The sequence below is a fragment of the [Mycobacterium] stephanolepidis genome (assembly GCF_002356335.1).
GTDB lineage: Bacteria > Actinomycetota > Actinomycetes > Mycobacteriales > Mycobacteriaceae > Mycobacterium > Mycobacterium stephanolepidis.
Genome location: NZ_AP018165.1, coordinates 62,519 through 89,337 on the forward strand (window position 1 = coordinate 62,519; position 26,819 = coordinate 89,337).

At 65.3% G+C, this 26,819-nt stretch carries 22 protein-coding genes and 4 pseudogenes; 12 read left to right on the forward strand and 14 right to left on the reverse strand.

Going from position 1 to position 26,819, the window contains the following annotated elements; genetic code table 11:
- Position 1: 1 nt before the first annotated feature.
- The 3 genes from MSTE_RS00320 to MSTE_RS00330 all read right to left on the reverse strand — a co-directional run bounded on the left by MSTE_RS00320 (position 2) and on the right by MSTE_RS00330 (position 2,962).
- A complete protein-coding gene (locus MSTE_RS00320; RefSeq protein ID WP_096498306.1) occupies positions 2 to 388 on the reverse strand; it encodes a heme-binding protein in 387 nt (128 codons plus the stop codon).
- Between the two features lie 82 nt (positions 389 to 470).
- Positions 471 to 1,721, reverse strand: coding sequence for a lipase LipE (lipE, locus tag MSTE_RS00325; RefSeq protein WP_096498307.1), 1,251 nt, complete (start codon positions 1,719 to 1,721; stop codon positions 471 to 473).
- A 95-nt stretch (positions 1,722 to 1,816) separates the two neighbouring features.
- On the reverse strand, positions 1,817 to 2,962 hold the full coding sequence (locus tag MSTE_RS00330) for an acyl-CoA dehydrogenase family protein (RefSeq protein ID WP_096498308.1): 1,146 nt from the start codon (positions 2,960 to 2,962) through the stop codon (positions 1,817 to 1,819).
- Positions 2,963 to 3,021: 59 nt separating this feature from the next.
- On the opposite strand from MSTE_RS00330, the gene bla reads away from it, so the two are divergent.
- The 4 genes from bla (at position 3,022) to MSTE_RS00350 (ending at position 6,356) form a co-directional block, all read left to right on the forward strand.
- Positions 3,022 to 3,939: a subclass B3 metallo-beta-lactamase gene (gene bla / locus MSTE_RS00335; RefSeq protein ID WP_197704793.1), complete on the forward strand. Its 918-nt coding sequence runs from the start codon at positions 3,022 to 3,024 to the stop codon at positions 3,937 to 3,939.
- Positions 3,940 to 4,061: 122 nt separating this feature from the next.
- Positions 4,062 to 4,700, forward strand: a complete 639-nt coding sequence (locus tag MSTE_RS00340; RefSeq protein ID WP_030096214.1) for a GntR family transcriptional regulator — start codon at positions 4,062 to 4,064, stop codon at positions 4,698 to 4,700.
- A complete protein-coding gene (locus MSTE_RS00345) occupies positions 4,693 to 5,940 on the forward strand; it encodes an MFS transporter (RefSeq protein WP_456300708.1) in 1,248 nt (415 codons plus the stop codon). The genes MSTE_RS00340 and MSTE_RS00345 overlap by 8 nt, the downstream gene beginning before the upstream one ends.
- A 26-nt stretch (positions 5,941 to 5,966) precedes the next feature.
- On the forward strand, positions 5,967 to 6,356 hold the full coding sequence (locus tag MSTE_RS00350) for a DUF1304 domain-containing protein (RefSeq protein WP_096498309.1): 390 nt from the start codon (positions 5,967 to 5,969) through the stop codon (positions 6,354 to 6,356).
- A gap of 4 nt (positions 6,357 to 6,360) precedes the next feature.
- On the opposite strand, the gene MSTE_RS00355 is transcribed toward MSTE_RS00350, so the two are convergent.
- The 3 genes and pseudogenes from MSTE_RS00355 to MSTE_RS00365 form a co-directional block, all read right to left on the reverse strand.
- The gene (locus tag MSTE_RS00355; RefSeq protein WP_096498310.1) at positions 6,361 to 7,197 is read right to left on the reverse strand and encodes a sulfurtransferase; all 837 of its coding nucleotides are present in this window, start codon (positions 7,195 to 7,197) and stop codon (positions 6,361 to 6,363) included.
- A 25-nt stretch (positions 7,198 to 7,222) separates the two neighbouring features.
- Positions 7,223 to 8,053 carry a mycofactocin-coupled SDR family oxidoreductase gene (locus tag MSTE_RS00360; protein ID WP_096505259.1) on the reverse strand — a complete coding sequence of 277 codons (831 nt, stop codon included), beginning with the start codon at positions 8,051 to 8,053 and terminating at the stop codon, positions 7,223 to 7,225.
- Positions 8,054 to 8,061: 8 nt separating this feature from the next.
- A pseudogene (locus MSTE_RS00365) lies at positions 8,062 to 8,226 on the reverse strand (SDR family oxidoreductase); the annotation flags it as partial.
- Here MSTE_RS00365 and MSTE_RS25645 point away from each other — a divergent pair.
- Both MSTE_RS25645 and MSTE_RS00375 read left to right on the forward strand, forming a co-directional pair.
- Positions 8,216 to 8,350 (forward strand): annotated as a pseudogene (locus MSTE_RS25645) (IclR family transcriptional regulator); the annotation flags it as partial. The pseudogenes MSTE_RS00365 and MSTE_RS25645 sit on opposite strands and share 11 nt — an antisense overlap.
- Positions 8,347 to 9,267 (forward strand): alpha/beta hydrolase, encoded by a 921-nt coding sequence (locus MSTE_RS00375; protein WP_096498311.1) that lies wholly within the window; start codon positions 8,347 to 8,349, stop codon positions 9,265 to 9,267. The pseudogene MSTE_RS25645 and the gene MSTE_RS00375, both read left to right, overlap by 4 nt.
- Here MSTE_RS00375 and MSTE_RS00380 read toward each other — a convergent pair.
- Both MSTE_RS00380 and MSTE_RS00385 read right to left on the reverse strand, forming a co-directional pair.
- Positions 9,264 to 9,521 (reverse strand): ferredoxin, encoded by a 258-nt coding sequence (locus MSTE_RS00380; RefSeq protein ID WP_096498312.1) that lies wholly within the window; start codon positions 9,519 to 9,521, stop codon positions 9,264 to 9,266. The genes MSTE_RS00375 and MSTE_RS00380 overlap by 4 nt on opposite strands.
- On the reverse strand, positions 9,518 to 10,672 hold the full coding sequence (locus MSTE_RS00385; RefSeq protein WP_096498313.1) for a Rieske 2Fe-2S domain-containing protein: 1,155 nt from the start codon (positions 10,670 to 10,672) through the stop codon (positions 9,518 to 9,520). Before MSTE_RS00385 ends, MSTE_RS00380 begins: the two co-directional genes overlap by 4 nt.
- 172 nt (positions 10,673 to 10,844) lie before the next feature.
- Between MSTE_RS00385 and MSTE_RS00390 the strand changes: the two are divergent.
- Positions 10,845 to 11,612 (forward strand): annotated as a pseudogene (locus tag MSTE_RS00390) (FAD-dependent oxidoreductase); the annotation flags it as partial.
- 2 nt (positions 11,613 to 11,614) lie between these two features.
- On the opposite strand, the pseudogene MSTE_RS00395 reads toward MSTE_RS00390, so the two are convergent.
- Positions 11,615 to 11,761: pseudogene (locus MSTE_RS00395) on the reverse strand (PadR family transcriptional regulator); the annotation flags it as partial.
- Positions 11,762 to 11,847: 86 nt separating this feature from the next.
- Between MSTE_RS00395 and MSTE_RS00400 the strand changes: the two are divergent.
- The gene (locus MSTE_RS00400; RefSeq protein ID WP_070951733.1) at positions 11,848 to 12,282 is read left to right on the forward strand and encodes a MarR family winged helix-turn-helix transcriptional regulator; all 435 of its coding nucleotides are present in this window, start codon (positions 11,848 to 11,850) and stop codon (positions 12,280 to 12,282) included.
- 40 nt (positions 12,283 to 12,322) lie between these two features.
- Complete coding sequence (locus MSTE_RS00405) at positions 12,323 to 13,402, forward strand: DUF1254 domain-containing protein (RefSeq protein WP_167455668.1); 1,080 nt, start codon at positions 12,323 to 12,325, stop codon at positions 13,400 to 13,402.
- Positions 13,403 to 13,408: 6 nt separating this feature from the next.
- On the opposite strand, the gene MSTE_RS00410 is transcribed toward MSTE_RS00405, so the two are convergent.
- Positions 13,409 to 13,969, reverse strand: coding sequence for a TetR/AcrR family transcriptional regulator (locus tag MSTE_RS00410; protein WP_096498314.1), 561 nt, complete (start codon positions 13,967 to 13,969; stop codon positions 13,409 to 13,411).
- Positions 13,970 to 14,040: 71 nt separating this feature from the next.
- On the opposite strand from MSTE_RS00410, the gene MSTE_RS00415 reads away from it, so the two are divergent.
- Positions 14,041 to 14,973: a TauD/TfdA dioxygenase family protein gene (locus MSTE_RS00415; protein ID WP_096498315.1), complete on the forward strand. Its 933-nt coding sequence runs from the start codon at positions 14,041 to 14,043 to the stop codon at positions 14,971 to 14,973.
- A 95-nt stretch (positions 14,974 to 15,068) separates the two neighbouring features.
- Here the strand turns inward: MSTE_RS00415 and phoA are convergent, their stop codons facing one another.
- From phoA to MSTE_RS00435, 4 genes are all read right to left on the reverse strand, one after another.
- Entirely contained in the window at positions 15,069 to 16,628 is a 1,560-nt protein-coding gene (phoA, locus tag MSTE_RS00420; protein ID WP_096505263.1) for an alkaline phosphatase, read from the reverse strand.
- A 127-nt stretch (positions 16,629 to 16,755) separates the two neighbouring features.
- On the reverse strand, positions 16,756 to 17,895 hold the full coding sequence (locus tag MSTE_RS00425; protein WP_096498316.1) for a PDR/VanB family oxidoreductase: 1,140 nt from the start codon (positions 17,893 to 17,895) through the stop codon (positions 16,756 to 16,758).
- A complete protein-coding gene (locus MSTE_RS00430) occupies positions 17,895 to 18,812 on the reverse strand; it encodes a metal-dependent hydrolase (RefSeq protein WP_096498317.1) in 918 nt (305 codons plus the stop codon). Before MSTE_RS00430 ends, MSTE_RS00425 begins: the two co-directional genes overlap by 1 nt.
- Positions 18,813 to 18,821: 9 nt before the next feature.
- On the reverse strand, positions 18,822 to 19,658 hold the full coding sequence (locus tag MSTE_RS00435; RefSeq protein WP_096498318.1) for an SDR family NAD(P)-dependent oxidoreductase: 837 nt from the start codon (positions 19,656 to 19,658) through the stop codon (positions 18,822 to 18,824).
- 460 nt (positions 19,659 to 20,118) lie between these two features.
- On the opposite strand from MSTE_RS00435, the gene gltB reads away from it, so the two are divergent.
- Together gltB and MSTE_RS00450 are read left to right on the forward strand one after the other, a co-directional pair.
- Positions 20,119 to 24,711, forward strand: a complete 4,593-nt coding sequence (gene gltB / locus MSTE_RS00445; RefSeq protein WP_096498320.1) for a glutamate synthase large subunit — start codon at positions 20,119 to 20,121, stop codon at positions 24,709 to 24,711.
- Positions 24,704 to 26,170, forward strand: a complete 1,467-nt coding sequence (locus tag MSTE_RS00450; protein WP_096498321.1) for a glutamate synthase subunit beta — start codon at positions 24,704 to 24,706, stop codon at positions 26,168 to 26,170. The genes gltB and MSTE_RS00450 overlap by 8 nt, the downstream gene beginning before the upstream one ends.
- Positions 26,171 to 26,819: the final 649 nt, after the last annotated feature.

Below are 26,819 nucleotides of genomic sequence, written 5' to 3' on the forward strand. Positions count from 1 at the left end.
CTCAGCCGGCCATGAACTCGTCGTACGCCGAGGCTAGGCCCGGCGGCAGCACGGTGACATTGCATTCGCGCTGGGCGTCACCGATCGGGGACAGGATGCCGCGGAGATCGTGGTACTCGCCGGGGTTGGCAGTGAAGTACGCGCGGATGTTCGCGGCGGCCTGGGCGCGCGGTTGGTCGGGCGCGGCGTCGAGCACCGCCCGTGCTCCTGGGTGATTGTCGAGGTATCCGCGGGCGGCGATTGTTGTCGAGCCGACGGTGTCGGAGAGCCGCTCGCGGCTACAGTCCGGCGCGGCCGAAGCCGTGGGCAATATGGCAGTCGCGGTGATGAACCCGAGCACACCGGCGGTGCTGGTGGCCCGGCGAATGAGGGTGTGGGAGAGCGTCATGTCGATGTTTCCTTCGCTGGGGGCAGTTCGTTGCTGATCCCCGATCCACGCGAGGTATACCCCGTAAACGAGTGCTGAAACATTAGGAGACGAGCGGTACCTCCGAGGCGATGAGGTCCAGCAGGGCCGGGTAGCGCTTGGCTTCCTTGTGGTTACCCGGCTTGCCGCTGCTGACCACGCCGACGGACAGCGCACGGGCGGGGTCCGCCCATACGGCGATGTCCACCAGCCCGGTGTGCCCGAACGCCGCAGGCGAGTTGCGCCCGAACGGTCCGAACCGCTTAGAGCCCAGCATGTATCCGGTCCCCCAGCGCATCGGCATACCGCCGGTCGCCATGTCCGGTCGCAGGCGCCGGGCCGGTGCCGCCGCGGCCCGGATGGTCTCGGGGGACATGACCCGCACCCCGTCGAGTTCGCCACCCCGACAGAGGATCTCCGCAAAGCGGGACAGCTCGTTCGCGGTGGAGACGGTGTTGGACGACGGCACCACGCCGGTGAGGAAGAAGGGCTGGTTCGACATCGGGATGATCTCGTGCATGGTCCCGCCGACCACCGCCCGGAAGGCCGCGCGCATGGGCGCGGGCAATGGCTTGCCGGTGGGGTGGCTCGGTGCCACCAGCGGTACGTCCTCGGGGGCCACACCGTAGTTGGTCCACCGGAACCCGAGGGGATCGAGGATTTCCGTGGCAAGGATGTCGCGGATGCTCTTGCCGGTCGCACCGAGAACGATCTCGCGCACCAACGGCCCCCAGGTCAGTGCGTGATACATGTGCACCAGGCCGGGACGGTAGAGCGGGCGCAGCTGGCCGAGCTGTTCGCGGGTGTACTCGCTGTCATCCATCCGGGTGACATCCGGCCGGGGTCCGGTGGGTACCGGAATGCCCGCGCTGTGGGTCATCACATGGCGGATGGTGATGCGATCCTTGCCGCGGCTGGTGAAGGTGGGCAGGTACTCGCAGACACGGTCGTCGAGCGAGAGCGCACCGCGTTCGATGAGCAGATGGACCACCGTCGTCGAGACGGCCTTGGCGGCCGAGTACACGCAAAACGGTGTGTTGGTGGTGACGGGGATCTTCTCGGCATCGGCCGGATCGGTGGGCGCGTTACCCCAACCATGCCCGATGGCACGGTTGAGGATCACTTTTCCCTTGTGCCGCAAACACACCTGGATCGCCGGGTGCATACCCGCCTGATACCAGTGCCGGGCCGCCTGCCAAATGCGCTCAACGGCGGCCGGGTCGATCTCGGAGTGGTCCTCGGCCTGATCGCCGCTGCCGATGTTCGTCACCGAGTCCAGGTCGGCCGGAACCCGTATGCGTCCGTCGTCAGTCATGATGCCCTTTCACCGAGTGGGAATCTCACAAGGAAATTCCGATCAAACGCCTCGCCAGATTCCCATTCGACGGTAGCGGCCCGGGCGGGGTCGGATCAGAAGCCCAGGTCGCGACCGATGAGCTCCTTCATGATCTCGTTGGAACCGGCCCAGATCTTGGTGACGCGCGCGTCCATCCAGGCCCGCGCGACGCGGTATTCCTTCATGTACCCGTAGCCGCCGTGCAGCTGCACGCAGGCGTCGATGACCTCGTTCTGCACTTGAGAGGACCACCACTTGGCCTTCGCGGCATCGATCGCCGAGAGCTCACCCTTGCTGTGCGCGAGCACACCCTGATCGACATACACCTGCGCCGCTTCGAGTTTGGTGACGAGCTCGGCGATGAGGAACTTGTTGTACTGCAGGCTGCCGATCTGCTGACCGAACGCCTTGCGCTCCTTGGCGTACTCGATCGTCTCCTCGAGCACCGCGGCCGCGTGGGCGATGTTGGCGACCGCACAGCCCATCCGCTCCTGGGGCAGGCGCTGCATCATCGAGATGAATCCCTGGTTGACCTCACCGATCACGTTCTCGGCGGGCACCCGCACATCGGTGAAGAACAGTTCGGCGGTATCGGCTTCCGGCTGGCCCACCTTGTCCAGTTTGCGGCCGCGCTCGAAGCCGGGCATGCCCTCTTCGACCGCGAACAAGGTGATGCCCTTGGCCTTGAGCTCGGGTGCGGTGCGCGCGGCGACGACCACGAGATCGGCACGCGCGCCGTTGGTGATGAATGTCTTGGAGCCGTTGATGACCCAGTCGTCACCGTCCTTGACCGCAGTGGTCTTGAGGGCTGCCAGATCGGAACCACCCGACGGTTCGGTCATGCCGATGGCGGTGATCATCTCGCCGCTACAGAATTTCGGCAGCCAGCGCTGCTTCTGCTCATCGGTGGTCAGCTCGACCAGGTACGGGGCGACGATGTCGAAGTGGATGGACATCGAGGAGGCCAGTGCGGCGCTGGAGCGCGACAGCTCCTCCTGCAGAACCGCGTTGTAGCGGTAGTCGCCGGCACTACTGCCGCCGAACTCCTCGGGCACGTCGAGCCCCAGGTAGCCCTGCTTGCCGGCTTCTAGCCACAGCTCGCGGTCGATGTAGCGCTGCTCGATGAAGTTCTCGGCGCGCGGCTCGACGTGGCGCTGCACGAAGGCCTTCACGGACTCCCGGAACGCGTCGTGGTCCTCGGTGTAGATAGTGCGTTGCATGGTGTTATCGAAGCACGCGTCTAAATCCGCGTGCTCGGGTGTTCGGTGAGGTGGTAGGGATGGAGATCATGAAACTGCTCGCCGCTGCCGCTCTCGCTGTCCTCGTCGCGGGATGCACTGCCTCGCCGGAGCGGCCCGAACAGCATGAACACGGGAAAGCGCTGACCGCACCGGTGGCGGGCGACCCGATCTGGACACAGCCGCGTGCGCCCATCCGTGTGCACGGTGACACCTATTACGTCGGGACAGAGGGCATCAGCTCGGTGCTGATTCGGACCGACGAGGGTTTGATTCTTTTGGACGTGGGCATGCCGCAATCGGCGCCGCAGGTGGAGGACAACATCCGCACGCTGGGGTTCTCCGTCGACGACCTGAAGTACGTGCTGTCCTCTCATACCCACGTCGATCATGCGGGCGGTATCGCAGCGGTGGTCCATGACAGCGGGGCCACCGCGGTATCGAGCCCTGTCGGCGCCCAGTCGCTGCGTGCCGGGCACGTGTCCGCCGATGATCCGCAGGCCTCCGATACCGCGAACGCCGCCTTCCCTGCCGTTGAACGAGTTCGGGAGATCGCCGATGGGGAGGTGCTGAAGCTCGGAAATGTGGCGGTGACAGCGCATTTCACACCGGGCCACACGCCCGGCGGTGTCAGCTGGACCTGGAAATCATGCGAAGGAGGCCGGTGCCTGGACATGGTCTACGCCGATAGCCTCAATGCCGTCGCCACCGGTAACTACCGTTTTGCGCCCGGTCATGTGTCCAGGTTCCGGCAGAGCATTCAGACGGTGCGCGCGCTGCCCTGCGACATCTTGTTCTCCGTGCACCCCGAACAAGCCGACGACATCACGAAGTTGAACAGGCTCGTGGCGCAACGTGACCCGAACCCGATGATCGACCCGACGGCGTGCACGACGCTTGCCAACACGTTCGACGCCAAGCTGGACAAGCGGATAGCCGATGAGCAGGCGGCCCGCTAGGCGAGTGCGCCTGCGGTGACGGCGGCATCGTCCTCCGCCATAACGTGACGCTGAACACCCGGTGAAGTGGGTTTTTCGGTTTGCGATAGCTACCGTCTTCATCTTAGATACAAGTTGTGTCTATTATTCGAACAGTGGCCATCTCCGCAAGTGAAGAGGCATATCGCTCGGTGAAGGAGCGCATCCTCAGCGGTGATATCCCCGGCGGTGAGCTGCTGAGCGAAGGCGAGATCTCGGCGCGGATGGGATGTAGCCGCACTCCGGTACGTGAGGCCTTCCTGCGGCTCGAAACCGAAGGCTGGCTGCGGCTCTACCCCAAGCGCGGGGCACTGGTGGTGCCCATCACCCCCGAGGAACGGCGACACGTCGTTGACGCGCGCCGCGTCGTGGAGAGCGCGGCCGCGGCGCGCATTGCCGAACGGGGCGCATCTCCGGCACTTCTGTCTGATCTGTCAGCACTCATCGAGGTGCAATTAGGGCGTGCCGCGCAGGGCGATGCCGCGGGTTTCGCGGCCGCGGATGTGGACTTCCACCGTGCGATCGTGGCCAAGCTGGGAAACCCACTGCTGGAGAACTTCTACGACAGCCTTCGCGAGCGCCAGCGCCGAATGGCGGCCGCCGCCATCGGAGTAGACCCGGTGCGGGTCGCACGGTCGGTTGCCGGACACCGCGCGCTCGTGGACGCGTTAGCGGCGGGCGATGCAGCACGCTTCAGCGCCGAACTCGTCGAGCACATGAAAGTGGTGACCGAGCGTGACTAGCCGCCTGCTGGCGCCGTGGCAGCGGGTGGCCCTCGCGATGTTCGGAATTGCCTGGGGTGGTAATGAATTCACCCCGCTGCTGGTGATGTATCGGCAGGCCGGACAATCCGCGGCATCCGTTGACACACTGTTGTTCGCCTACGTGCTGGGCATCATCCCGGCGCTGTTCCTGGGCGGACCTCTCTCGGATCGCTACGGCCGGCGTGCGGTGATGCTGCTGGCCCCGTTCATCTCGATGGCCGGGTCTCTGGTGCTTGCCCTGGGGGCGCAGCATTTCGCGCTGCTCTTCACGGGGCGGGTGCTCTCCGGTATCGCGCTGGGCCTGGCCATGGCCGCAGGCAGCTCGTGGGTCAAGGAACTGTCGGCTCCCCCGTTTGATCGGATCGGCGCCGGTGCGCGGCGCGGAGCTATGAGCCTGACGGCGGGATTCGCGCTCGGGGCCGCCGTGGCCGGAGCGTTGGCGCAGTGGGGCCCCTGGCCGCAGAACCTGGCGTTCCTGGTCAACATCGCGATCACGATTCCCGGTGCGGTACTTGCACTCTCGGTTCCGGAATCTGCGGCCGAGCGCGCACCGGGTCGGCTGGTGGACGATCTGAAGATCCCCGCCGCGCGCCGTCGCCGCTTCCTGTTTGTTGTTATGCCTTTGGCGCCCTGGGTGTTCGGCTCGGCGGCGGTGGCGTACGCGGTGCTGCCCACGCTCATCGCCCCGACGCTTCCCAGCGACCGCATCGCCTTCTCCGCCCTGTGTTGTCTGGTCTGCCTGGGCTGCGGTTTCACCGCACAGCTGCTTGCGCCCAGGATCGATTGTTCGGGCACCGCGCGGCTCGGCATCATCGGGCTGGCGCTGATCGCCGTGGGTATGGCGTTGGCCGCCGTTGCCGCACACCGGCTCACTATCCCGTGGGTCCTGATCGCCGCGTTGGTGCTGGGTGCGGGGTATGGGACGGCACTGGTCAGCGGGCTACAGGAGGTGAACCGGATCGCCGGGCCCACAGACCTGGCCGGACTCACCGCCGTCTTCTACGGGCTGACCTACCTGGGCTTCGGGGTGCCGATGATGCTGACGATGCTCAGCAGCACGCTGCCGGTGCTGACACACCCCGTGTTGCTCTGCGGTGGCGCAGTACTGGCGACGCTCTGCATGGTGGTGCTGGCGATGAACTCGCGCACGGATATCCGCGAAGAGTCACCCCTGCAGGCGGCGGAGTCCGACATAACTCCCGAGCCGGCTCTGCGTTAGCGGCGAGCCGGATAGGCTCTCGCAGCATGATCATCGCAGGGCTGGTACTGACGGGAATCGCCGCGCTCATCCACGTCTACATCTTTTATCTGGAATCGATCACGTGGACCAGTGAGAAGACGCGCAAGATTTTTGGTGTGCGCACACTCGAAGAGGCCGAGGTGACGAAACCTCTGGCCTTCAACCAGGGTTTCTACAACCTGTTCCTCGCGATTGCCATCGCGGTGGGCACGGTGCTGTGGGCACGAGGCTGCACGTCGGTCGGTGCGACGCTGGTGTTCACCGGCGCCGGATCGATGGTCGCGGCCGGGCTGGTGCTGTTGATCTCGTCGCCGGATAAGGCGTCGGCCGCGCTCAAGCAGCTGGTGCCGCCACTTCTGGGGATTGTTGCGCTGGCCGTGGGATTGGCGCTCTGATCGGCTAGTTCGGATCGGGCCCGGTCGCGACGGGGCGCTGCGGGTCGTTCGACCACTCCGACCACGACCCCGGGTAGAGGGCAGCGTCGTATCCCGCGACAGCCAACGCCGCGATCTGGTGGGTGGCGGTGACACCGGACCCGCAGTACACCGTGACGGGGTGCCGTCCGGCGCCGAGCAGCTCGAAGCGCTCGCGCAGTTCGGCAGCGGGCCGGAAGGTTCCCTGCGGCGTGAGGTTCTCGGCAGTCGCAGCGGACACGGCACCGGGGATGTGCCCGGCACGGGGATCCAACGGCTCCTCCTCCCCGCGATAGCGGGCCGACGCACGGGCGTCCAACACCAGGGCATCGGGTGATTCCGCCTGGGAAGCAACCGCATCGGCATCGACCGCGGCGAAGCCGTCCAGCGAAGAGATGGTGATGCCGCCGGGCTCGGCGACAACTTCTCCCGCCTCGACGGGCCCTCCGAAACGCTGCCAGGCCGGCCAGCCACCGTCGAGAATCCGAACGTCGGCGATTCCGGCGGCGCGCAGCAGCCACCAGGCACGCGAGGCCGCCTGCCCGTTCCAATCGTCGTAGACGACCACGGCGTCACCGTCGCTCAGTCCCCAGCGCCGGCCACTGGCTTGGAGAGCCCGGGGCGTGGGCAGCGGATGGCGGCCACGGCCCGCCACGGAGTGGTCGGCGAGGTCGGCATCCAGGTCAACGAACACCGCGCCGGGAAGATGACCCTCGAGGTAGGCCGGGCGGCCGTTCGGCTGCATCACGGTCCAGCGCACATCGAGGACATGGAGATCGGACAGGCGTTGTGCGAGCTCGTCGGCCGAGATGAGCACGTTCATGCCTCGACGGTACCGCCGAGGGCGGCTACCGCTGCGTACTGCCCGCGTCGACCGGCAGGGCGACCGAGGTGATGTACCGCGCCTCGTCGGAGACCAGGAACAGCGAGGCGTTCGCGATATCGAGCGGTTGCACCCACGGCAGGTCGAGCATGTTCATGGTCTTGGCAGCGTGAGCGAATTCTTCTCGAGTCGGTTCCTCGACGTCGGGCCGGAACATCCGCCGTACATGGTCGTTCTGGATCATCGGGGTATCCACGTTGGTGGGATGCACGGTGTTCACGCGAATCTTGTGCGGCGCCAGCTCCGATGCCAGTGAACGCATGAGCCCCACCACGCCGTGCTTGGCCGCGACATAGTGCGAGACCCCGACGAGACCGCGCAATCCGGCGATGGAGCTCACCAACACCATGGAGCCGCCGCCACGGGTGATCAAGTGTGGAATCGCGGCGCGGGTGGTATGCCACACGCCGGTCAGATTGACGTCAAGCATGGTCTGCCACACGCTTTCACTCATCTCGGTGAGCATGCTGCGCGACGTGATCCCGGCCGTCGCGCACACGATGTCCAGGCCGCCGAATGAGGTAACCGCATCGGTGACAAAGGTTTCCAGGGCGCGCAGATCCCGTACGTCGACCACGCCCGGAATGACCCGTTGGCCGTGAGACTCCACCAGATCGGCCGTCTGATCGAGGTCGGCACATGTCGCGGGGGGCGTGACGGTGGTGTGCACCGGTGCGCAGATGTCGAGAGCGATGACATCGGCGCCCTCCTGAGCGAAGCGCTCCGCCTGCGCACGCCCAATACCCCGCGCGGCACCGGTGACCAGCGCCACCTTGCCTGCCAATCGTCCTGTCACGCGATTCATCACACCTTCTGCGTTAGTCCGGCGTCGACCACCAGCTGGGTGCCGGTGATGTAACGCGCTTCGTCGGAGGCCAGGAACACCACCGCATTGCTGATGTCTACGGTTTCCACCCACGGCACCGGTAACAGGGTGCGTGCCGACAGGGCTTCGGCGGCGTCGGCCATCTGGCGCAATGTCGAGAACGGCCCGACACGGGTGGCACCAACCCTGCAGCCGATTCGGCCCCTACGGTGCGCCCCCTCCCCCGCGCCGCGCGAGATGAACTCACCCGCAATGCAATACGCGTGACCCTCGATCCACAGATCGCGGCATTGCTCCCGGCTCTGAACGAGGGGTTTCCACGCGTCGAGACGATGACGGGAGCGACGGCGCGTGCTGCCATTCGTGCCCGCTATAGGGCACCGGCCGAGCCGCTGCCGATGCGTTCGGTGACCGACGAGCACGCCTCCGGGCCGCACGGTGAGATACCGATCAGGGTGTACCGCCCGGATGCGCCGGGACCGCTGGCCACCCTCGTCTTCGCCCATGGCGGCGGATTCGTGTTCTGTGACAAGGACTCTCACGACGGCTTGTGCCGACGCCTGGCCGACCAGATGCCCGCCGTGGTGGTATCGGTCGACTATCGGCGGGCGCCGGAACATCGGTGGCCGACGGCGGCGCAGGGCATGTTCCTGGCGACATGTTGGGCGGTGCGCCATGCCCGCGCGCTCGGAGGAGACCCCGGCCGCGTAATCGTGTGCGGCGATAGCGCCGGAGGCAATCTCGCCGCAGTCACCACACTGATGGCCCGCGATATGGGTGGGCCTGCCCTCGCGGGCCAGATCCTGATCTACCCGGTGTTGGACACGAATTTCGACACGGACTCTTACCGGCGGTATGCGAACGGCTACTACAACACCCGCGCCGCCATGCGGTGGTATTGGGATCAGTACCTACCCGATCACGCCCTGCGCACGCACCCCTACGCGGCGCCACTGCGGGCGGATCTAGCTGGACTACCTGCCGCCGTGGTGGTGACGGCGCGCTATGACCCGCCGTGCAGCGAGGGTGAGGCCTACGCGCGGGCGTTGCAGAAGGCCGGGGTTCCGGTGCGGTACCGGCGCTACGACAGCGCCATTCACGGGTTCATGACCATGCCGGGTCTGGACCTGGCCGCCGCGGCGATAGAGCGGTTGTGCCGCGATGTCGACGAGCTGCTTGCTTAAGCGCCGTACTCTTCGGCGAGAACGGGGAGTCGTCCGCTGCGTGCGGCGTCGAGAATCGAGCCGCGTAGCTCCGTGCACACCAGGAACAGTCCGGTGCGGTCCGACCGCTGGAGACACCGAGATTCGGCCTCGGCGTTCCACTGCACGCTGGTCTGTTGCCAGCTGCTCTTGCGCGCCAAAACCTGCGCGCCGCAACGCTGACAGCCGACCGGCACCATCGGTGAGTCGGCCAGGCGATTGTCGGTGCGGATCACGACGATGAGCTTCCGGCCATCGCGGCGAGGTTCTCCTCGATCTGTGATTTCCAAGCCTCCCCGGGGCGGGTGGTGTCCACCTCATACTCGAACCGGTCCACCATCTCGGCGGCCACGTCCTCGGTGTCCACGTAGAACTGCTGATACCAGCGCCGCAGTTGGTATACGGGACCGTCCTCCTCGCACAGCAGCGGATTATCGATGCGCGCCTTGTTCTTCCAGATCTGCACATCCTGCTCGAACCCGATCCTCACCCAGTCGCCGAGCGCGACAGCGGCACCCGTGGCGGCGTCATCGGGCAATGCGGGCGACTTCCTGACGATGATGCCGTATTGCAGCACAAAGGAATCCGAATCGATGGGGTAGTGACAGTTGATCAGAATCGATTGCTGATCGCCGCCGACGAAGTGGTAGGTCAGATCATCGATCATGAAGGAGGGGCCGTAGTACGACGCGACGGACGTCTGTCCGATCATCTCCACTCCCTCCGGGCTGGGCACGTCCGCCCGGGTTCCGCCGTTCATGTATTGCGTGGCGACGTGGCCCTCGAAGATATTCTTGAAGTACGTCGGCAGCGCGCCGTGTACGTAGAAGAAGTGCGCCATATCGACCACGTTGTCGACTATCTCTCGACAGTTGGTGTTGACAATCGTTGTGTACCAATGCCAATCGGTCCACTCGTCACTGTCGGCGCCCTCGATACGTGGAATCGTTATGTCCCCCGGCGGCGCACTCCCCTGCGGGTCGTTCCAGATGAACAACATGCCGTCCTGTTCCAGCGTGGTCCAGGTGGCCGTGCGTGCGAGCTTGGGGGTGCGACGGCTGTAGGGCGCCTGCTTGCAGCGGCCGTCGCCGCCCCAGCGCCAGTCATGGAACGGGCAGGCGATTTCGTCACCCTTGACCTCGCCTTGGCTCAGGTCCCCACCCATGTGTCTGCAGTAGGCGTCCAAGACGCTGATCTTGCCTCCGGTGCCGCGGAACACGACGAGCCTTTTGCCGAACGCGTTGATGGAGTGGGGCTTTCCATCGCCGAAGTCCTTGATGAGGCCAAGGCAATGCCAGCCGCGCGCGAACCGGGTAGGCGCGGCGTCCGCCTCGATGGCGCGCACTTTCACAGAATCAAGACCGGGCTCTGACTGGGCTGTCGTCATGGACCCGTTCTAACAGCGTGTGCGCGCTTACAGCAGGGGGTTGGTCCGCTCACCGGACATCGGTGTCGCCCGCAGAGCCGGCGTCCCGCTGGGAGGGAATCGGCGGCTACCGCGAGGGACTGTCGGCATAGCCTCGCGGACGTTCACACCAATTCGACGGAGGTACGTACAGATGGCATCAGCACCCCACGGGCTGATTCCGGCCGGAACCGTCACGGCCGACACCGAGGTCGATCTGCTGGTGGTCGGTGCGGGAACGGGAATGGCCGCCGCGCTAGCGGCCGGTGAGCTCGGATTGTCGGTGCTGATCGTCGAGAAGTCGCATTACGTGGGTGGGTCTACCGCCCGCTCGGGAGGAGCCCTGTGGCTCCCGGCGAGTCCGATGCTGAGGGCAGCCCGCACGGGAGACACCCTGGCGCAGGCGCGCGCCTATCTGCGATCGGTGGTCGCCGGAACCGCGCCGGAAGCGCGCAGTGACGGGTTCCTCGAGCACGAGTCGGCGACCGTCGAAATGCTGACGCGACTGACACCGATGCGCTTCACCTGGTGCCGGGACTACGCGGATTACCACCCCGAAGAGCCCGGCGGCAGCCCGGTCGGGCGCACCTGCGAATGCCGCCCGTTCGATGCATCCGTGCTGGGCAAGTACCGAAACCGACTGCAACCGGGCGTCATGAAGCCCCCCGCGGTCCCGATGCCCGTCACCAGCGCCGACTATCGATGGATGAACCTGATGGCACGGCTGCCCCGTAAGGCCTTGCCGCTCATCGTGAAACGAGTCGCGCAAGGAGTCGGCGGGGCGGTACTGGGTCGGCGCTACCTGGCTGGTGGGCAGGCCCTGGCGGCCGGACTGTTTGCCGGGGTGCTGCGTGCGGGGATTCCGCTCTGGACGGGCACCTCGCTCGTGCGTCTGGTTACCGAGGGCGCGCGCGTCACCGGGGAGGGGCTCCAGTAGAAGTAGCTGATACTCCAATCCGCCCACTTCTTGATGTCGTAGCCGGAGACCTCTTCCTCGTAGGAAAGCATGCCGAGGATCGTCCAGCTGGTGGCAGCAAGATTCGGTTCGTCGGGCGAACTGGTTGCTGCCATCGATCAAGGGTAGCAACGCGACATGCCGTCGAGGGCGCTCCGGGGCCGCTCAGCGGGAGGATGGTAACTGTGTCAACATGACTGATATGGATGAGCAGGAATGGCAGCCGCTCGGTGCGTTGATGTACCGCGTCTCGGCGGCGTTGCGTTCGGAGATCACGGCGGCGTTGGCGCCACTGAATCTGCCATTCCCTCAGTACGTCTGCATGCGGGTGTTGTCCAAGAACCCCGGCTGGTCCAATGCGGACCTGGCCCGTGCGACGGATGTGACCCCGCAGTCGATGAACACCGTTTTGCAGGCGCTGCAGGACGCCGGTTTGGTATCACGGCCGGACACCGTGGACTCCGGCCGTGCCCGCCCCGCTCAACTGAGCCGGTCCGGGGCGGTGCTACTCAAACAGGCCGACGTACTGGCGCGCGAGGCCGAAGAGCGCCTGCTCGCGGACATCTCGGCGGGGCAGCGCGCCGACTTCTTCCAAACCCTCCGCGATATCGCGGGCGAGGATGGTCCTACCTGCTGAATCGTATTGAGTCGAGCGCTCGGCGAGTAGCTTCGAGGCCATGAACAGGCTTGCGGCAGGTGTGATGGTCGGACTATCGGCAGTGCTCGTCGGATGCTCCGCGCACCCGCCGACGGCGGCCCCCGCCGACACACCGGGCACACCGTTTCCTGAGCGGCGCACATCCGACGGCGCCATCGTTGTCACCCCCGACAACTTCGTGCGGGCGGAGTCGGACCTGTATTTCGGCAACATCGTGAAAGACGGCGGCTTCGGCTCCTTCCATCACATCCGCGAGTTGTCACCGCTGGATCGGCAGCTGGTAATCCGTCAGAACCGCGACACCCTCTACTCGTCGGCGGTGTTCGACCTCGACGCGGGTCCGGTGACCATCTCGATGCCCGACCCGGGGCAGCGGTTCATGTCGCTGCAGGTGATCACCGAAGACCACTACGTGCCGGCCGTCTTCTACGGGAAGGGCCAGCACACAATCACCAAGGAACAGACCGGAACCCGGTATGTAGCCGCTGCCGTGCGGACCCTGGTGAACCCTGGTGATCCCGCGGACCTCGCGGAGGTCCATGCCCTGCAGGACGCTGTGGCGGCACAACAAGAACGCCCGGGGAGTTTCGATATCCCTAAATGGGACAGTGCAAGTCAACAGAAGGTGCGCGAAGGCCTGCTCCAGCTGGCCGCGACACTCCCCGATACCAAGGCGACGTTCGGCACGAGGGCAACCACCGACCCGGTCCGCCATCTGATCGGTACCGCCTCGGCATGGGGCGGAAATCCCGAGAAAGACGCCCTCTACCTCAATGTCAACCCCGCCAAGAATGACGGCACCACGGTGTATCGACTGACGGTCGGGCAGGTACCGGTAGATGGATTCTGGTCGGTCACCGTCTACAACAAGGACGGGTATTTCACGCCGAACTCCCGTAATGCCTACTCACTCAACAACATCACCGCGCGACGCGGCGCCGGGGGCGATACCACGGTGCAGTTCGGTGGGTGCACGGACACCACGGTGAACTGCCTGCCGATCACGCCGGGCTGGAACTACATGGTCAGGCTGTACCGCGCGCAGTCGCAGATTCTCGACGGCCAGTGGGTGTTTCCCGAGGCGCAACCCGTCGCGTAGTGGAATCTATTGAGGTGTAATGAGCTTGGCGACTTGCCCGGCGACCTCTGCGCGGATGTCGGCATCGGACATGTCGTCCAGGCCGAAACCGGCACGCAGGCTGGGCCCCATCAGTCGCCAGCCGAGCTGCAGGGCAATCGCGTGGGCTCCCGCCAGTCGGGCCTCACGCTCGTCCGCGTGACCGGGGCGTATCTGTTCGAGTAGCCACTCCATGCCCGGTCGGCGTTCCTGGAGTTCTTCGATGGGAAATCCGTCGAGCGTGGAGCGCACCATCACCCGCAGCTGCAGATCGTGTGCGGCCTCCAGGTCCGAAGGGGATGCCCCGGTTTCGCGGAGTGCCGCCCCGGTGTCGGCAAGGTGTTGCAGCGTGGAGGCCAGCAGCTGGCGCTTGCTCCCGAAATGGCGGTGCACCAGGCCGTGGTTCACCCCGGCGCGGGCGGCGACCTCGCGGATGGATGCCGCGGCGGGCCCCTTCTCGGCGAAGAGCTCGGCGGCGGCATTCAGAACGGCCTCTACTACTTCTTCCTTGCCCACGGGTTTGGTGTCCGTTGCCTCGGGTGTAGTCATGTGTGTACAGTAGCGGATGAGCTGGTGTAGTCATTTGACTACACTGAATTATCTGGAAGAAGGAGCGGGTCATGAGCAGCGATGTACGTGTGGTGAAGCTGGGCGAGAACATCGGCGCCCGTATCGACGGAGTGCGCCTCGGCGAAGTGGACGTCGAGACGGCAGGTGCCATCAACGAGGCCATGCTGGAGCACAAGGTGATCTTCTTCCGTGGACAGCACCACCTCGACGACGAAGCGCAGTTCGCGTTCGCGCGCTGTATGGGCGTGCCGACGTCGGCGCACCCCACGTTGAAGTTCGACGGAGAGCGTGTGATGCGGCTCGACTCGGAGGAGGGTGGCCGCGCCAACCAGTGGCATACGGATGTGACCTTCGTGGACCGGATTCCGAAGGCCTCGATCCTGCGGGCAGTGGAGCTGCCTCCCTATGGCGGAACAACCACATGGACCTCCACGGTGGCGGCCTACCGGCAGCTGCCCAAGGCTCTGCAGGAGTTGGCGGACAATCTGTGGGCCATGCACAACAACCAATTCGATTACGCCCAAGTCGATCCCGCGAAGGTGGCCGAGCTGCTGGCCAAGGCGGGGTCCGGATCCAAGTACGTGCGCGAGTTCGGGTCGACGCATTTCGAGGCGCACCACCCGGTGGTTCGGGTGCATCCCGAGACGGGCGAGAAGGCGCTGCTGCTGGGCAACTTCGTGAAGCGGATTCTGGATGTGAGCGGCAGTGAATCGCAGGCACTGTTCCGCATGTTCCAGGATCGGATCACCTGGCTGGAGAACACGATTCGATGGAGCTGGGAGCTTGGCGACGTCGCGATGTGGGATAACCGCGCCACCCAGCATTACGCCGTCTCCGACTACGGCGACCAACGGCGCCGGATGCATCGCGTCACCCTGGCCGGTGATGTGCCGGTGGGTGTCAACGGTGAAAGCAGTCGGGTGATTTCCGGGGATGCCAGTGACTACTCGGTGATCGACAACCCGAAGCGGCTGGTGGCGTAGGCCTCAGGTCATCGAGTGGGAATCTCGCGAGGAAATCCGGCCGATTCTCCTCGCGAGATTCCCACTCGGCTGTTCGAGCCCGATACGCGTGGCTGTCAGGCTCCGCGTCTGCCCAGGAAGAACGTGGCGGCGGCACCCAGAGCGGCTGCAATGACGGCGATCCCTCCGGCGAGCCACCAGGACGGCCCGTTGGAGGCATCGGGGCTCTTGGATCCGAGCAGCGCTCCGACGATTGTGTTGAAGTTGTCGGTCTGATCGGTGAGGCCGGAGACGTTCGCGGCGCCCGGTCCGTAGGCGGCGATGCGTACCTGTGTTCCGGTGTGCGTCTGCGACTCCCCCTCCGGCGCTGTCGGGTACATGATCCGCATGGTGGCGCCATCGGCCGTCTTCACCGCGACCGACAGAGCGGTGGGGTTGTCGAAGTCCTCGGGAACGATGAGCGAGGAGTGCCCGTGATCGGCGGTCACGATGACCAGGGTGTTGCCATCCTTGCGGGCGAAGTCCAGGGCGGCCGCGACGGCCTCGTCGAGCGCGATGGTCTCACCGATCTGACCGCAGATGTTGGCCGCGTGATCCTGCTTGTCGATCGACGCCGACTCCACCTGCAGGAAGAAGCCCTTGTCCTGCCCTTTTTTCGAGTTCACCAGCAGGTCAATGGCTTTGGTAGTCATCGTGGACAGCTGTGGTTGGTCCTTGGGCAGCTCGGGGTTGAGCCGGCAGGTGGTTGCGGGCAGCTTGCCGCCGTTGGGGACCGCCGCGGGCACCTTGTCCCACTGCACCGGCAGGTTGCCCTTCGCGAATACACCGAGCACCGGATTGTCCAGGCTGCCCACCTTGTTCAGATCACCTGCGGTGGTGGGCAGCTGATACCCAGCCGCCTTGGCGACATCCAGTGAGGTCTTGCCCTTGTGCTCGCCGGCGGTGATGGTTTCGTCGAAGTACTTACCGCCGCCGCCGAGGCTGATATCGGCACGGGTGGCCACCAGCTGCTCGGAGATGGAGCCCTTGCCGCCGTTGTCGATGGCATTGCCCGCGCATTTCTCGAGGGTCTCCTTGGGGCCCTTGCAGTCCCGATCGACGACGTGGGCGGTGAGCACCGCCGGGGTGGCGTCCTGCAGCTCGGCGGTGGTGACGTTTCCGGTCGCGAATCCCTGCTTCTGCACGATTTCCAGGATCGTGTCCAGGGGCTTGCCGTCGAGGTCCACCGAGATGGCACCGTTGTAGGTCTTGGTCCCGGTCGCCCACCCGGTGCCGGAGGCAGCCGAGTCGGTCACGTAGTCCGGCTTGCCCTTCTCGGGACCGTCCTTGGTAAGCGCGAACGTGGTGTACTCGCCGGTGATGGGCAGCGCGTCGAGTCCGGGAAGGGTCCCGGCGGCGCCGTGCTGGTAGTTGCGCGCCGAGGTGATCTCCGAGGTCCCCATGCCGTCACCGATCAGCAGGATGACGTTCTTGGCGTTGCGGCCCTGCACCGAGTTCCGCAGATCTGCGGCCTTGTCGCCGTCACGTCCGCCCTGGGTGCGGTTGGCGCCGCCGGTCTTGGCGATCTCGCCGACAGGCACCTCGGGAGCGTCCGAGGGCGGCGCGGCCGCCGCGGACGGAGCAAGGGCCAGGATCAGCGTCGATGTGAGGGCAATGACTGCGTGGGAGATGCGCATCGGGCCAGTTTCCAGGGAACCGATGAACGCTCGGTGAACCCGATGAGGAAACGGCTCGCCCAGACCGAGGTTATGGCGCATACGTCTGGCACACATTCGCCACAATCTCGGCCTCGGCGTAGAGGTGTTACTCGGCGGGCAGATCCAGAACCAAGCGTCCTTCCCCGCGCGATACGCAGGTCAGGATCTGTCCCTCGTCACGCTGAGATTCGGTGAGGATCTGGTCTCGATGGTCGACGGTGCCCGCGAGCACGTTCACCCTGCAGGTGCCGCAGAAACCCTGCTGGCACGAGTACGCCACATGCGGCAGCCGTTTCTTGATGACGTCCAGCGCCGTGCGATCGGCGGGCACCTCGAGCACCGGCCCACCGGCGCCCAGCTGTACCTCGAAGGGATGCCCATCCACCACGGGTGCAGCGGCAAATCGCTCGAAATGCAGTTCCACCGAGGGCATTTCGAGTAGGCGTCGCTGCAGGACGGCGAGCATCGGTGCGGGACCACAGCAGTACACCGCATCGTTCTCGCCCACCTCGGGCAGCAGGTCATTGGCGGTCGGCAGACCCGACTGATCGTCGGTCCGCACGATGACCCGATCGCCGAAGCGTTTGAGCTCGTTGAGGAACGGGAGCGAATCGCGGTTCCGGCCGGTGTACACCATGGTCCATGGCTTACCCAGCTGCTCGGCAAAGGCGATCATGGACAGGATCGGTGTGATGCCGATGCCGCCGGCCACGAAGTGCAGCTTGCGCGGTCCGGGCTGGGTCATCGCGAGTGGGAAGGCGTTGCGCGGTCCGAGGATCGAGACGGTGGCGCCGATCTGGAGCGCCTCATGCACCTCGATGGAGCCACCGCCGCCCTCGGGGATACGACGCACGGCGATGCGGTAGTGGTACGGGTCGGAGACATCGCCGCACAGCGAGTACTGCCGCATCCGGCCCGACGGCAGCAGTAGATCCAGGTGTGCGCCGGGATGCCACGGCGGAAGGCGTTCGCCGTCGGGCGCGGCCAGCACCAGGCTGGCGACGTCCTGATCCTTCGCCTCGATCCAGCGGTCTTTCACCACCAGTGTCAGCGTCCGGTCGACGTGGTTCTCGGGCGGTTTCTTGAGAATCAGCAGGGCACCGATGGCCCGGACCGCGACCGGGAACAGCAGGCTCCCGAGTGCGATCGTGGGCGACACCGGCAGGGTGCCGTACAGCGTCGGCGGCAGCGAGGGCCGCGTGCGCTTGGGGGTGGGCTGCGGCGTGCGGCGGAAGCGATCGAACATCAGTAGCCGGCCGCGGCCTTCGCGGCGGGTGACGTACTCAGGTATGCCACCGCCTGTGCCGTGCTGCCCACCTGATCGGGTGAGAAGCCGGGACGCATGAACTCCATGGCCGATTTGGCCAGCTCACGCCACCGCAGGAACGCTCCCCGCTTCATGGCCTTGTTCATCTGTCGCAGCACGCCGAAGACGCCGTAGTTGGGCAGCGACGGGTCCTGCCGCACCAAGAACTTGGTGTAGCGCAGCATCACACCCACCAGCAGCATGGTGGCCAGCACAAAGGTCAGCATCATGTGCCCGCGGCGGATCTGGAAGTACCGGGCCACGTCATACGCGACGCTGCGGTGCTCGACCTCCTCGGCGCCATGCCAGCGGAACAGGTCAACCATCTCCGCGTCGGCGTTGAACTTCTCGAAGGGGTGGTTGAGCACCCAGTCGCCGAGTACCGCGGTGAAGTGCTCGATGCCCGCGATGAGGGCCAGCTTCTCCACCATCACGCGGTACCGGAGCTTCTCGCTGCGCAGCTCGTTGGTGCGCTCGAGCATGTGGGTGATGTATTCGATCTGGGTGATCGCGGGAGCGACGTCGATACCGTTCTTCTCCAGGAAATCGCCCAGCACCTTGCTGTGGGTCTCGGCGTGCACGGCCTCCTGACCCATGAAGCCGATCATCGCCTCGCGGATCTTGTCGTCCTTCACATACGGCAACGCGCGGGTGAAGGTGTCGACGAATGCCCGCTCACCCTCCGGCAGAAGGAGATTGAAGGCAGAGATGAAGTGCGAGACGATGGGCTCGTTGGGGATCCAGTGCAGCGGCGTGTGGCTGGTGTCGAACTGGACATTGCGTGGGCGAAGCACCACCTCGCCCGGTTCGGTGGGTACGACGTGCAGGCCGGTGGCCTCAGTTGTGTTGCGCGCCATGGTGTCCTCCTATTTGTTGAGTTTATTGCCAAGGCTGCCCCAGAAGAACCGGTTCAGCGCCGGGGCCAGGCGGCTGAGGTGGTACTGCATGTGTGCTTCCGGGGTGACCGGGACAACCGACTTGCCTTTGAGGACGGCATTCACGATGCCCTTGGCCACCTTCTCCGGGCCGTATCCGCGCTTGGCGTACAGCCCCGCTCCCTGCTGCTGCCGTTTGGCCTCGTCCTCGGCCGACAGGCCGGAAAACTGAGTGGTGCGAATGATGTTCGTGTTGACGATGCCCGGGCAGATGGTGCTGACCTTCACCTTGGCGCGCGCGAGCTCGCCGCGCAGCACGTCGGAGAACATGAAAACTGCGGCCTTGCTGGTGGCGTAGGCGCCCATCTCGGGGATTGGTGTGTAGGCGGCGGCACTGGAGATGTTGACGATATGACCGCTCTTGCGCGCGGCCATCCGAGGGCCGAACGCGCGGCAGCCGTAAACGACTCCGTTGAGATTGATGTTGAGCACGCGCTGGAAGTCCGCGGAGGGAGTGTCGAAGAATCGTCCGGCCTGGCCGATGCCGGCGTTGTTGATCAAGACGTCCGGCACCCCGTGCGTGGCGCAGACCTCGTCGGCGAATGCGGTCACGGCGCTCTCGTCGGATACGTCCAGGGCATACGGGTGGGCGGTGCCGCCCAGCTTCTCGACGAGTCCGACGGTCTCGTTGGCAGTGTCGAGGTTGATATCGGCGACAACGACACGCGCGGCCTGGCGGGCGAAGGCCAACGCGGTTTCGCGGCCGATGCCGCTTCCGCCGCCGGTCACCACCACCAGGCTGTTGCGCTGTGCACTGCCGGATGTCATGCATCCTCCGAATCCTGCGCACCGAGCGCGCTTACGTGATAGCGGAGATTGTAAATCACTGAACGGGGGTCGAAAAAGACTCGGTGTCCGATGCGGGGGTCTGGGGACGTTTATCGAGGAAACGGGCGTTGACCTACACGTTGAGAGAACGACGCCGCCAGGTGTCGCGCCATCTAACCACCCGAGTTGGCGTCCACTGGGGTTCCTGACATATCGTTTTGATTACTTGTCGCGTCGGGGCACGAGATCCGCTGGTCAACGGTGTCCGGTGGGTGCCACATCGTCACCGCGAGCACACCCAGCAGACGGCCGAGAAGGACGCTACGGACAAGGGCCAACGGGCCAGCCCCGGGGTTTGAGCACCACCCCGTGCCGGTCTGTGAGGCACCTTCGAGGAGGGCATTGACGGGTGCATACAGCCTATGCACCCAGGGAGGCCCTGGAGACGAGACGAGCAGCCATGCCACACCCCGCGACCGGGCTCTACAACCCGGCCTATGAGCACGATGCGTGCGGTGTCGCCATGGTCGTGGATATGCACGGCCGGCGCAGCCGCGACATCGTGGACAAGGCCATCACCGCACTGCTGAACCTGGAGCACCGCGGTGCCGCGGGAGCCGAGCCCAATAGCGGTGACGGCGCCGGAATCATGCTGCAGATCCCGGACAAGTTCTTCCGCGCTGTTGTGGACTTCGAACTGCCCGCCGAGGGCAGCTACGCGTCGGGCATCGCGTTTTTGCCCCAAGGGTCCAAGGATGCGGCGGCAGCATGCGAGGCCGTCGAGAAGATCGTCGAGGCAGAGGGTTTGACCGTTCTGGGTTGGCGTGAGGTTCCTCACGACGACTCATCGCTGGGCGCCCTCGCCCGCGACGCCATGCCCACCTTCCGGCAGCTGTTCATCTCCGGCGCTTCCGGTATCGATCTGGAACGGCGCGTCTACGTGGTGCGCAAGCGCATCGAGCACGAGCTGGGCAACCAGGGATCGGGTCGGGGCAGCCTCGGCGAGGAAACCGTCTATTTCCCAAGCCTTTCCGGTCGCACCTTCGTCTACAAGGGCATGCTGACCACTCCCCAGCTACGGGCGTTCTACCTCGATCTGCAGGACGAGCGCGTCGAGAGTGCGCTGGGCATCGTGCATTCGCGCTTCTCCACCAACACCTTCCCGTCCTGGCCCCTGGCGCACCCCTACCGCCGAGTGGCACACAACGGTGAGATCAACACCGTCGCGGGTAATGAGAACTGGATGCGGGCCCGTGAGGCGCTCATCAAGACCGATGCGTTCGGCGATCCCGCCCAGCTCGACAAGATCTTCCCCATCTGTACGCGCGGTGCCTCGGACACGGCGCGGTTCGACGAGGCACTGGAACTGCTGCACCTGGGTGGCCGCCCCCTGCACCACGCGGTGCTGATGATGATCCCCGAGGCCTGGGAGCGGCACGAGTCCATGGACCCGCAGCGCCGCGCGTTCTACGAGTACCACGCATCCCTCATGGAGCCCTGGGACGGACCGGCCTCGGTCTGCTTCACCGATGGCACCATCGTCGGCGCCGTGCTCGACCGCAACGGCTTGCGGCCGTCCCGTGTTTGGGTAACCAGCGACGGACTGGTCGTGATGGCCTCCGAGGCGGGCGTGCTGGACCTGGACCCGTCCACCGTCGTGCAGCGCACTCGCCTGCAGCCCGGTCGCATGTTCCTGGTGGACACCACCCAGGGCCGCATCGTCTCCGATGAAGAGGTCAAGGCGGATCTCGCTGCGGCCGAGCCGTACCAGAAGTGGATCGACGAGGGTCTGGTGCGCCTGGAGCAGCTGCCGGATCGTCCACACCAGCACATGCCGCACAACCGGATCGTGTTGCGTCAGCAGGTATTCGGCTACACCTACGAGGAGATCAACCTCCTGGTGGCCCCGATGGCCCGCACGGGCGCCGAGGCCCTCGGCTCGATGGGCACCGATACCCCGATTGCGGTGCTGTCCAACCGGTCCCGGATGCTGTTCGACTACTTCCAGCAGCTTTTCGCGCAGGTCACCAATCCCCCGCTGGATGCCATCCGCGAGGAGGTCGTCACCAGCCTCGGCGGTGTGATCGGCCCCGAGGGCGATCTGTTGAACCCGACCGCCGAGTCGTGCCACCAGATCCTGCTGCCGCAGCCGGTGTTGCACAACGACGAGCTGGACAAGCTCATCCACCTCGACCCCGCAGACGAGGTCAACGGGCGTCCGCACGGCTTCTCCAGCCGCGTGATTCGCTGCCTGTACCCGGTTGCCGAGGGCGGTGCGGGACTGCGGACCGCCCTGGAGTCGGTGCGCGCGGAGGTCTCCGCGGCCATCGCGGGCGGCGCCCAGGTGATCATCTTGTCCGATCGCGAGTCGGACGATCAGATGGCGCCGATCCCTTCACTGTTGGCTGTTGCCGCGGTGCATCATCACCTCGTTCGCGAGCGGTCCCGTACCAAGGTCGGCCTGGTGGTCGAGGCCGGAGACGCCCGCGAGGTGCACCATGTGGCGGCACTGGTCGGTTTTGGCGCGGCCGCGGTCAACCCCTACATGGCCTTCGAGTCCATCGAGGATCTGATCGACCGCGGCATGATCTCGGGTGTGGAGCGCGACAAGGCGATCCGCAACTACATCAAGGCTGCGGGCAAGGGTGTGCTCAAGGTCATGTCCAAGATGGGCATCTCGACCCTGGCCTCCTACACGGGTGCCCAGCTCTTCCAGGCCATCGGCCTGTCACCGGAGCTGCTGAACGAGTACTTCACCGGATTGGCATGCCCCACAGGCGGTATCGGCCTGGACGAAATCGCCGCCGATGTTGCCTCCCGCCATCACCTGGCCTTCCTGGAGCGCCCCGAAGAATGGGCGCACCGGGAGCTGGAAGTCGGTGGTGAGTACCAGTGGCGACGTGAGGGCGAGTACCACCTGTTCAACCCCGACACCGTGTTCAAGCTGCAGCACTCCACCCGGACCGGCCAGTACTCGGTCTTCAAGGAGTACACCCAGTTGGTCGACGACCAGAGCGAGCGGATGGCTTCGCTGCGCGGTCTGCTGAAGTTCAAGTCCTCCGAAGACACCGGGCGTGCCCCGGTTCCGCTGGACGAGGTGGAGCCCGCCAGCGAGATCGTGAAGCGTTTCTCGACCGGCGCGATGAGCTTCGGCTCCATCTCTGCCGAGGCGCACGAGACGCTGGCGATCGCGATGAACCGCCTCGGTGCTCGATCGAACTCCGGTGAGGGCGGAGAAGATCCGCGTCGGTTCACACCCGATGAGAACGGCGATTGGCGCCGCAGTGCCATCAAGCAGGTGGCCTCCGGCCGGTTCGGTGTGACCTCGCACTACCTGAGCAACTGCACCGACATCCAGATCAAGATGGCGCAGGGCGCCAAGCCCGGCGAGGGTGGGCAGCTGCCCGCGCACAAGGTCTACCCGTGGGTGGCCGAGGTGCGGCACTCCACACCCGGCGTGGGACTCATCTCCCCGCCGCCGCACCACGACATCTATTCGATCGAGGACCTGGCGCAGCTGATCCACGATCTGAAGAACTCCAACCCGCAGGCGCGTATCCACGTGAAGCTGGTGTCGGAGAACGGTGTTGGCACGGTTGCCACGGGTGTTTCGAAGGCCCACGCCGACGTGGTGCTCATCTCGGGGCACGACGGCGGCACGGGTGCCACCCCACTGACCTCCATGAAGCACGCGGGTGCGCCGTGGGAGCTGGGTCTGGCCGAGACACAGCAGACGCTGTTGCTCAACGGTCTGCGTGACCGCATCGTCGTGCAGGTGGACGGCCAGCTCAAGACCGGTCGCGACGTGATGATCGCCATGCTGCTGGGCGGCGAGGAGTTCGGTTTCGCGACCGCTCCCCTGGTCGTCTCGGGCTGCATCATGATGCGCGTCTGCCACCTGGACACCTGCCCGGTGGGTGTGGCCACGCAAAACCCCGTGCTGCGTGAGCGGTTCAACGGCAAGCCGGAGTTCGTGGAGAACTTCTTCCTATTCATCGCCGAGGAAGTCCGGGAGCTGATGGCCGAGCTCGGTTTCCGCACCGTCAACGAGGCCGTCGGCCAGGTTGGCGCACTGGATACCGAGAAGGCGATTGCGCACTGGAAGGCCAGCAAGATCGATCTGACCCCGGTGCTGACGGAGCCGGAATCGGCGTTCATGAACCAGGATCTGTACTGCAGTGGTTCGCAGGATCACGGCCTGGAGAAGGCGCTGGACCAGCAGCTGATCGTGATGAGCCGGGAGGCCCTCGATCGCGGCACTCCGGTGAAATTCGAGACGCTGATCACCAACGTCAACCGGACTGTCGGCACCATGCTGGGTCACGAGGTCACCAAAGCCTATGGCGGCGAGGGACTTCCGGACGACACCATCGACATCACCTTCACCGGCTCGGCGGGGAACAGCTTCGGGGCATTCGTGCCGCGCGGCGTCACGCTGCGGTTGTTCGGCGATGCCAACGACTATGTGGGCAAGGGCCTGTCTGGAGGGCACATCGCGGTGCGCCCGTCCCGCGAGGCACCGGCAGGCTTTGAGGCCGAGAAGAACATCATCGGTGGAAACGTCATTCTGTTCGGCGCCACCAGCGGTGAGGCCTTCCTCAACGGATTGGTGGGCGAGCGGTTCGCGGTGCGTAACTCGGGTGCAGCCGCTGTCGTCGAGGGTGTGGGCGATCACGGCTGCGAGTACATGACCGGTGGCACTGTGGTGGTGCTCGGCCCGACCGGGCGCAACTTCGCCGCGGGTATGTCCGGCGGTGTGGCCTATGTGTACGACCCGGCCAAACAGCTGGTGGACAACCTCAACGACGAGATGGTCGATGTGGACGCGCTGGACCCTGACGATGAGCAGGTGCTGCGCAGCCTGATCGAAAAGCACGTGGCGGCGACCGACTCTGCTGTCGGACAACGCATTCTGGCCGACTGGAGCGGCCAAAGCGACTCCTTCGTCAAGGTGATGCCTCGCGACTACCGTCGCGTGTTGGAGGCCATTGCCGACGCGGAGCTGACCGGAGGCGATGTGAACGAGGCGATCATGGCGGCAGCTCGTGGGTGACCCAAGCGGCTTTCTGACTCACACCACCCGCGAACTGCCCAAGCGGCGTCCTGTGCCGCTGCGGCTGCTCGACTGGAAAGAGGTCTACGAAGACTTCGAGCACACGGCCCTGCAAACGCAGGCATCGCGATGCATGGACTGCGGAATTCCGTTCTGCCACAAGGGTTGCCCCCTAGGTAACCTGATTCCCGAGTGGAACGACATGGTGTACCGCGGGAACTGGCGTGAGGCCATCGAGCGGCTGCACGCCACCAACAACTTCCCCGAGTTCACCGGCCGGCTCTGCCCCGCGCCCTGTGAGGCGTCGTGTGTGCTGGGTATCAACCAGGACCCGGTGACCATCAAGCAGGTCGAGGTCGAACTGATCGACAACGCCTTCGAAAACGACTGGGTCAAGCCCATCCCATCCGAGGTGAAGACCGGCAAGAAGGTCGCCGTCGTTGGCTCGGGCCCGGCCGGCTTGGCTGCGGCACAGCAACTTACGCGTGCCGGACATGACGTCACTGTGTATGAGCGGGCCGACCGCATCGGTGGTCTGCTGCGATATGGCATTCCCGAGTTCAAGATGGAAAAGCGCCACATCGACCGGCGGTTGGACCAGATGCGGGCCGAGGGCACGGTTTTCGAGGCCGGAGTGAACGTCGGCGTCGACATCACGGCCGATGAGCTGCGCGCGAAGTTCGATGCGGTGGTGCTCGCGGGCGGAGCGACGGCCTGGCGTGACCTTCCGGTTCCGGGACGCGAGCTCGAGGGCATCTACCAGGCCATGGAGTACCTGCCATGGGCCAACAAGGTGCAGCTGGGCGACGACGTCGTGGACGAGGACGGGCAGCCCCCGATCACCGCAAAGGGCAAGCGCGTCATCATCATTGGTGGTGGTGACACCGGAGCTGATTGCCTGGGCACCGCACACCGCCAGGGCGCGACAAACATCCAGCAGTTCGAGATCATGCCCAAGCCGCCCGAGCTCCGTTCCGAGCGCGACCCGTGGCCGACCTACCCGACGCTGTTCCGGGTGGCCTCCGCGCACGAAGAGGGCGGCGAGCGGATCTATGCCGTCAATACCGAGCGGTTCCTCGGTGAAGACGGCAAGGTGACCGGCTTGCGGGCACACGAGGTTGTCTTCAACGCCGGAAAGTTCGAGAAGGTCGAGGGCTCGGACTTCGAGCTGGAAGCCGACATCGTCTTCCTGGCGATGGGATTCGTCGGCCCGGAGAAGCCGGGCCTGCTCGAGAGCCTGGGCGTGGAACTCACCGACCGCGGCAATGTGGCGCGTGACGGTGCGTACGCGACGTCGGTGGACGGTGTGTTCGTGGCAGGCGATATGGGCCGTGGCCAGTCGCTGATTGTGTGGGCGATTGCCGAGGGCCGCTCCGCCGCTGCTGCGGTGGACGAGTATCTGACCGGTGAGACGGCGCTGCCCGCGCCGATCAAGCCGACTGCCGCACCGCAGCGCTGAGTTCTCTGGCCGGCGTTGCCGGACCCGCGGGGATCGGTAGCTCCGGGCGATTTCACCTCGTGTTACCTGACATGTTTGCTTGTTGTCGGTGTGACACGTGATCTAGGTCGGGATTTGCGTTATGCTACTGCCTGGTTCTGAAAGCTTGCCGACGCAGGAGATGTTCTCGTGCCCAACACACCCGTTACGAAGACATGGGTTGGCCGAATTGCCTGGTCACTGCTCCGTCATCCCATGAAGAGTCATAGCTTCCCTGCGAAGAACGAGCGACTGATCACCCCCGAAGAGCTCCTGCGCTTCAGTCACTGAGCGTTGCTCGCGACAGCCATCGGGCGTGTCGAAGTGCGAACACGCCCGACATTCAAGATTGTTATAGATCCGTAACCATCTCTGCCGTAGGCAGTAGCCCTGGGGACCGTGTGATCGCGCCGAAAAATCGATGGAACCGTATCCACGCCCGCGGCGTCATAGGGGTAGTTGAAGTAACTCGACAAGGCGCCGGTTTGGCCGGAAAGGATCGGGGACGGGCAAGGGTTACGCGGACCAGTTTTATGAGCTTGGGCTGGAATTCGCCCGCGACGCCGAGGTTCGGCAAGCAGATATCGATCGAAGCTTCGCCGCGATTCTGGCCGAGGAGTCACGACAGGCC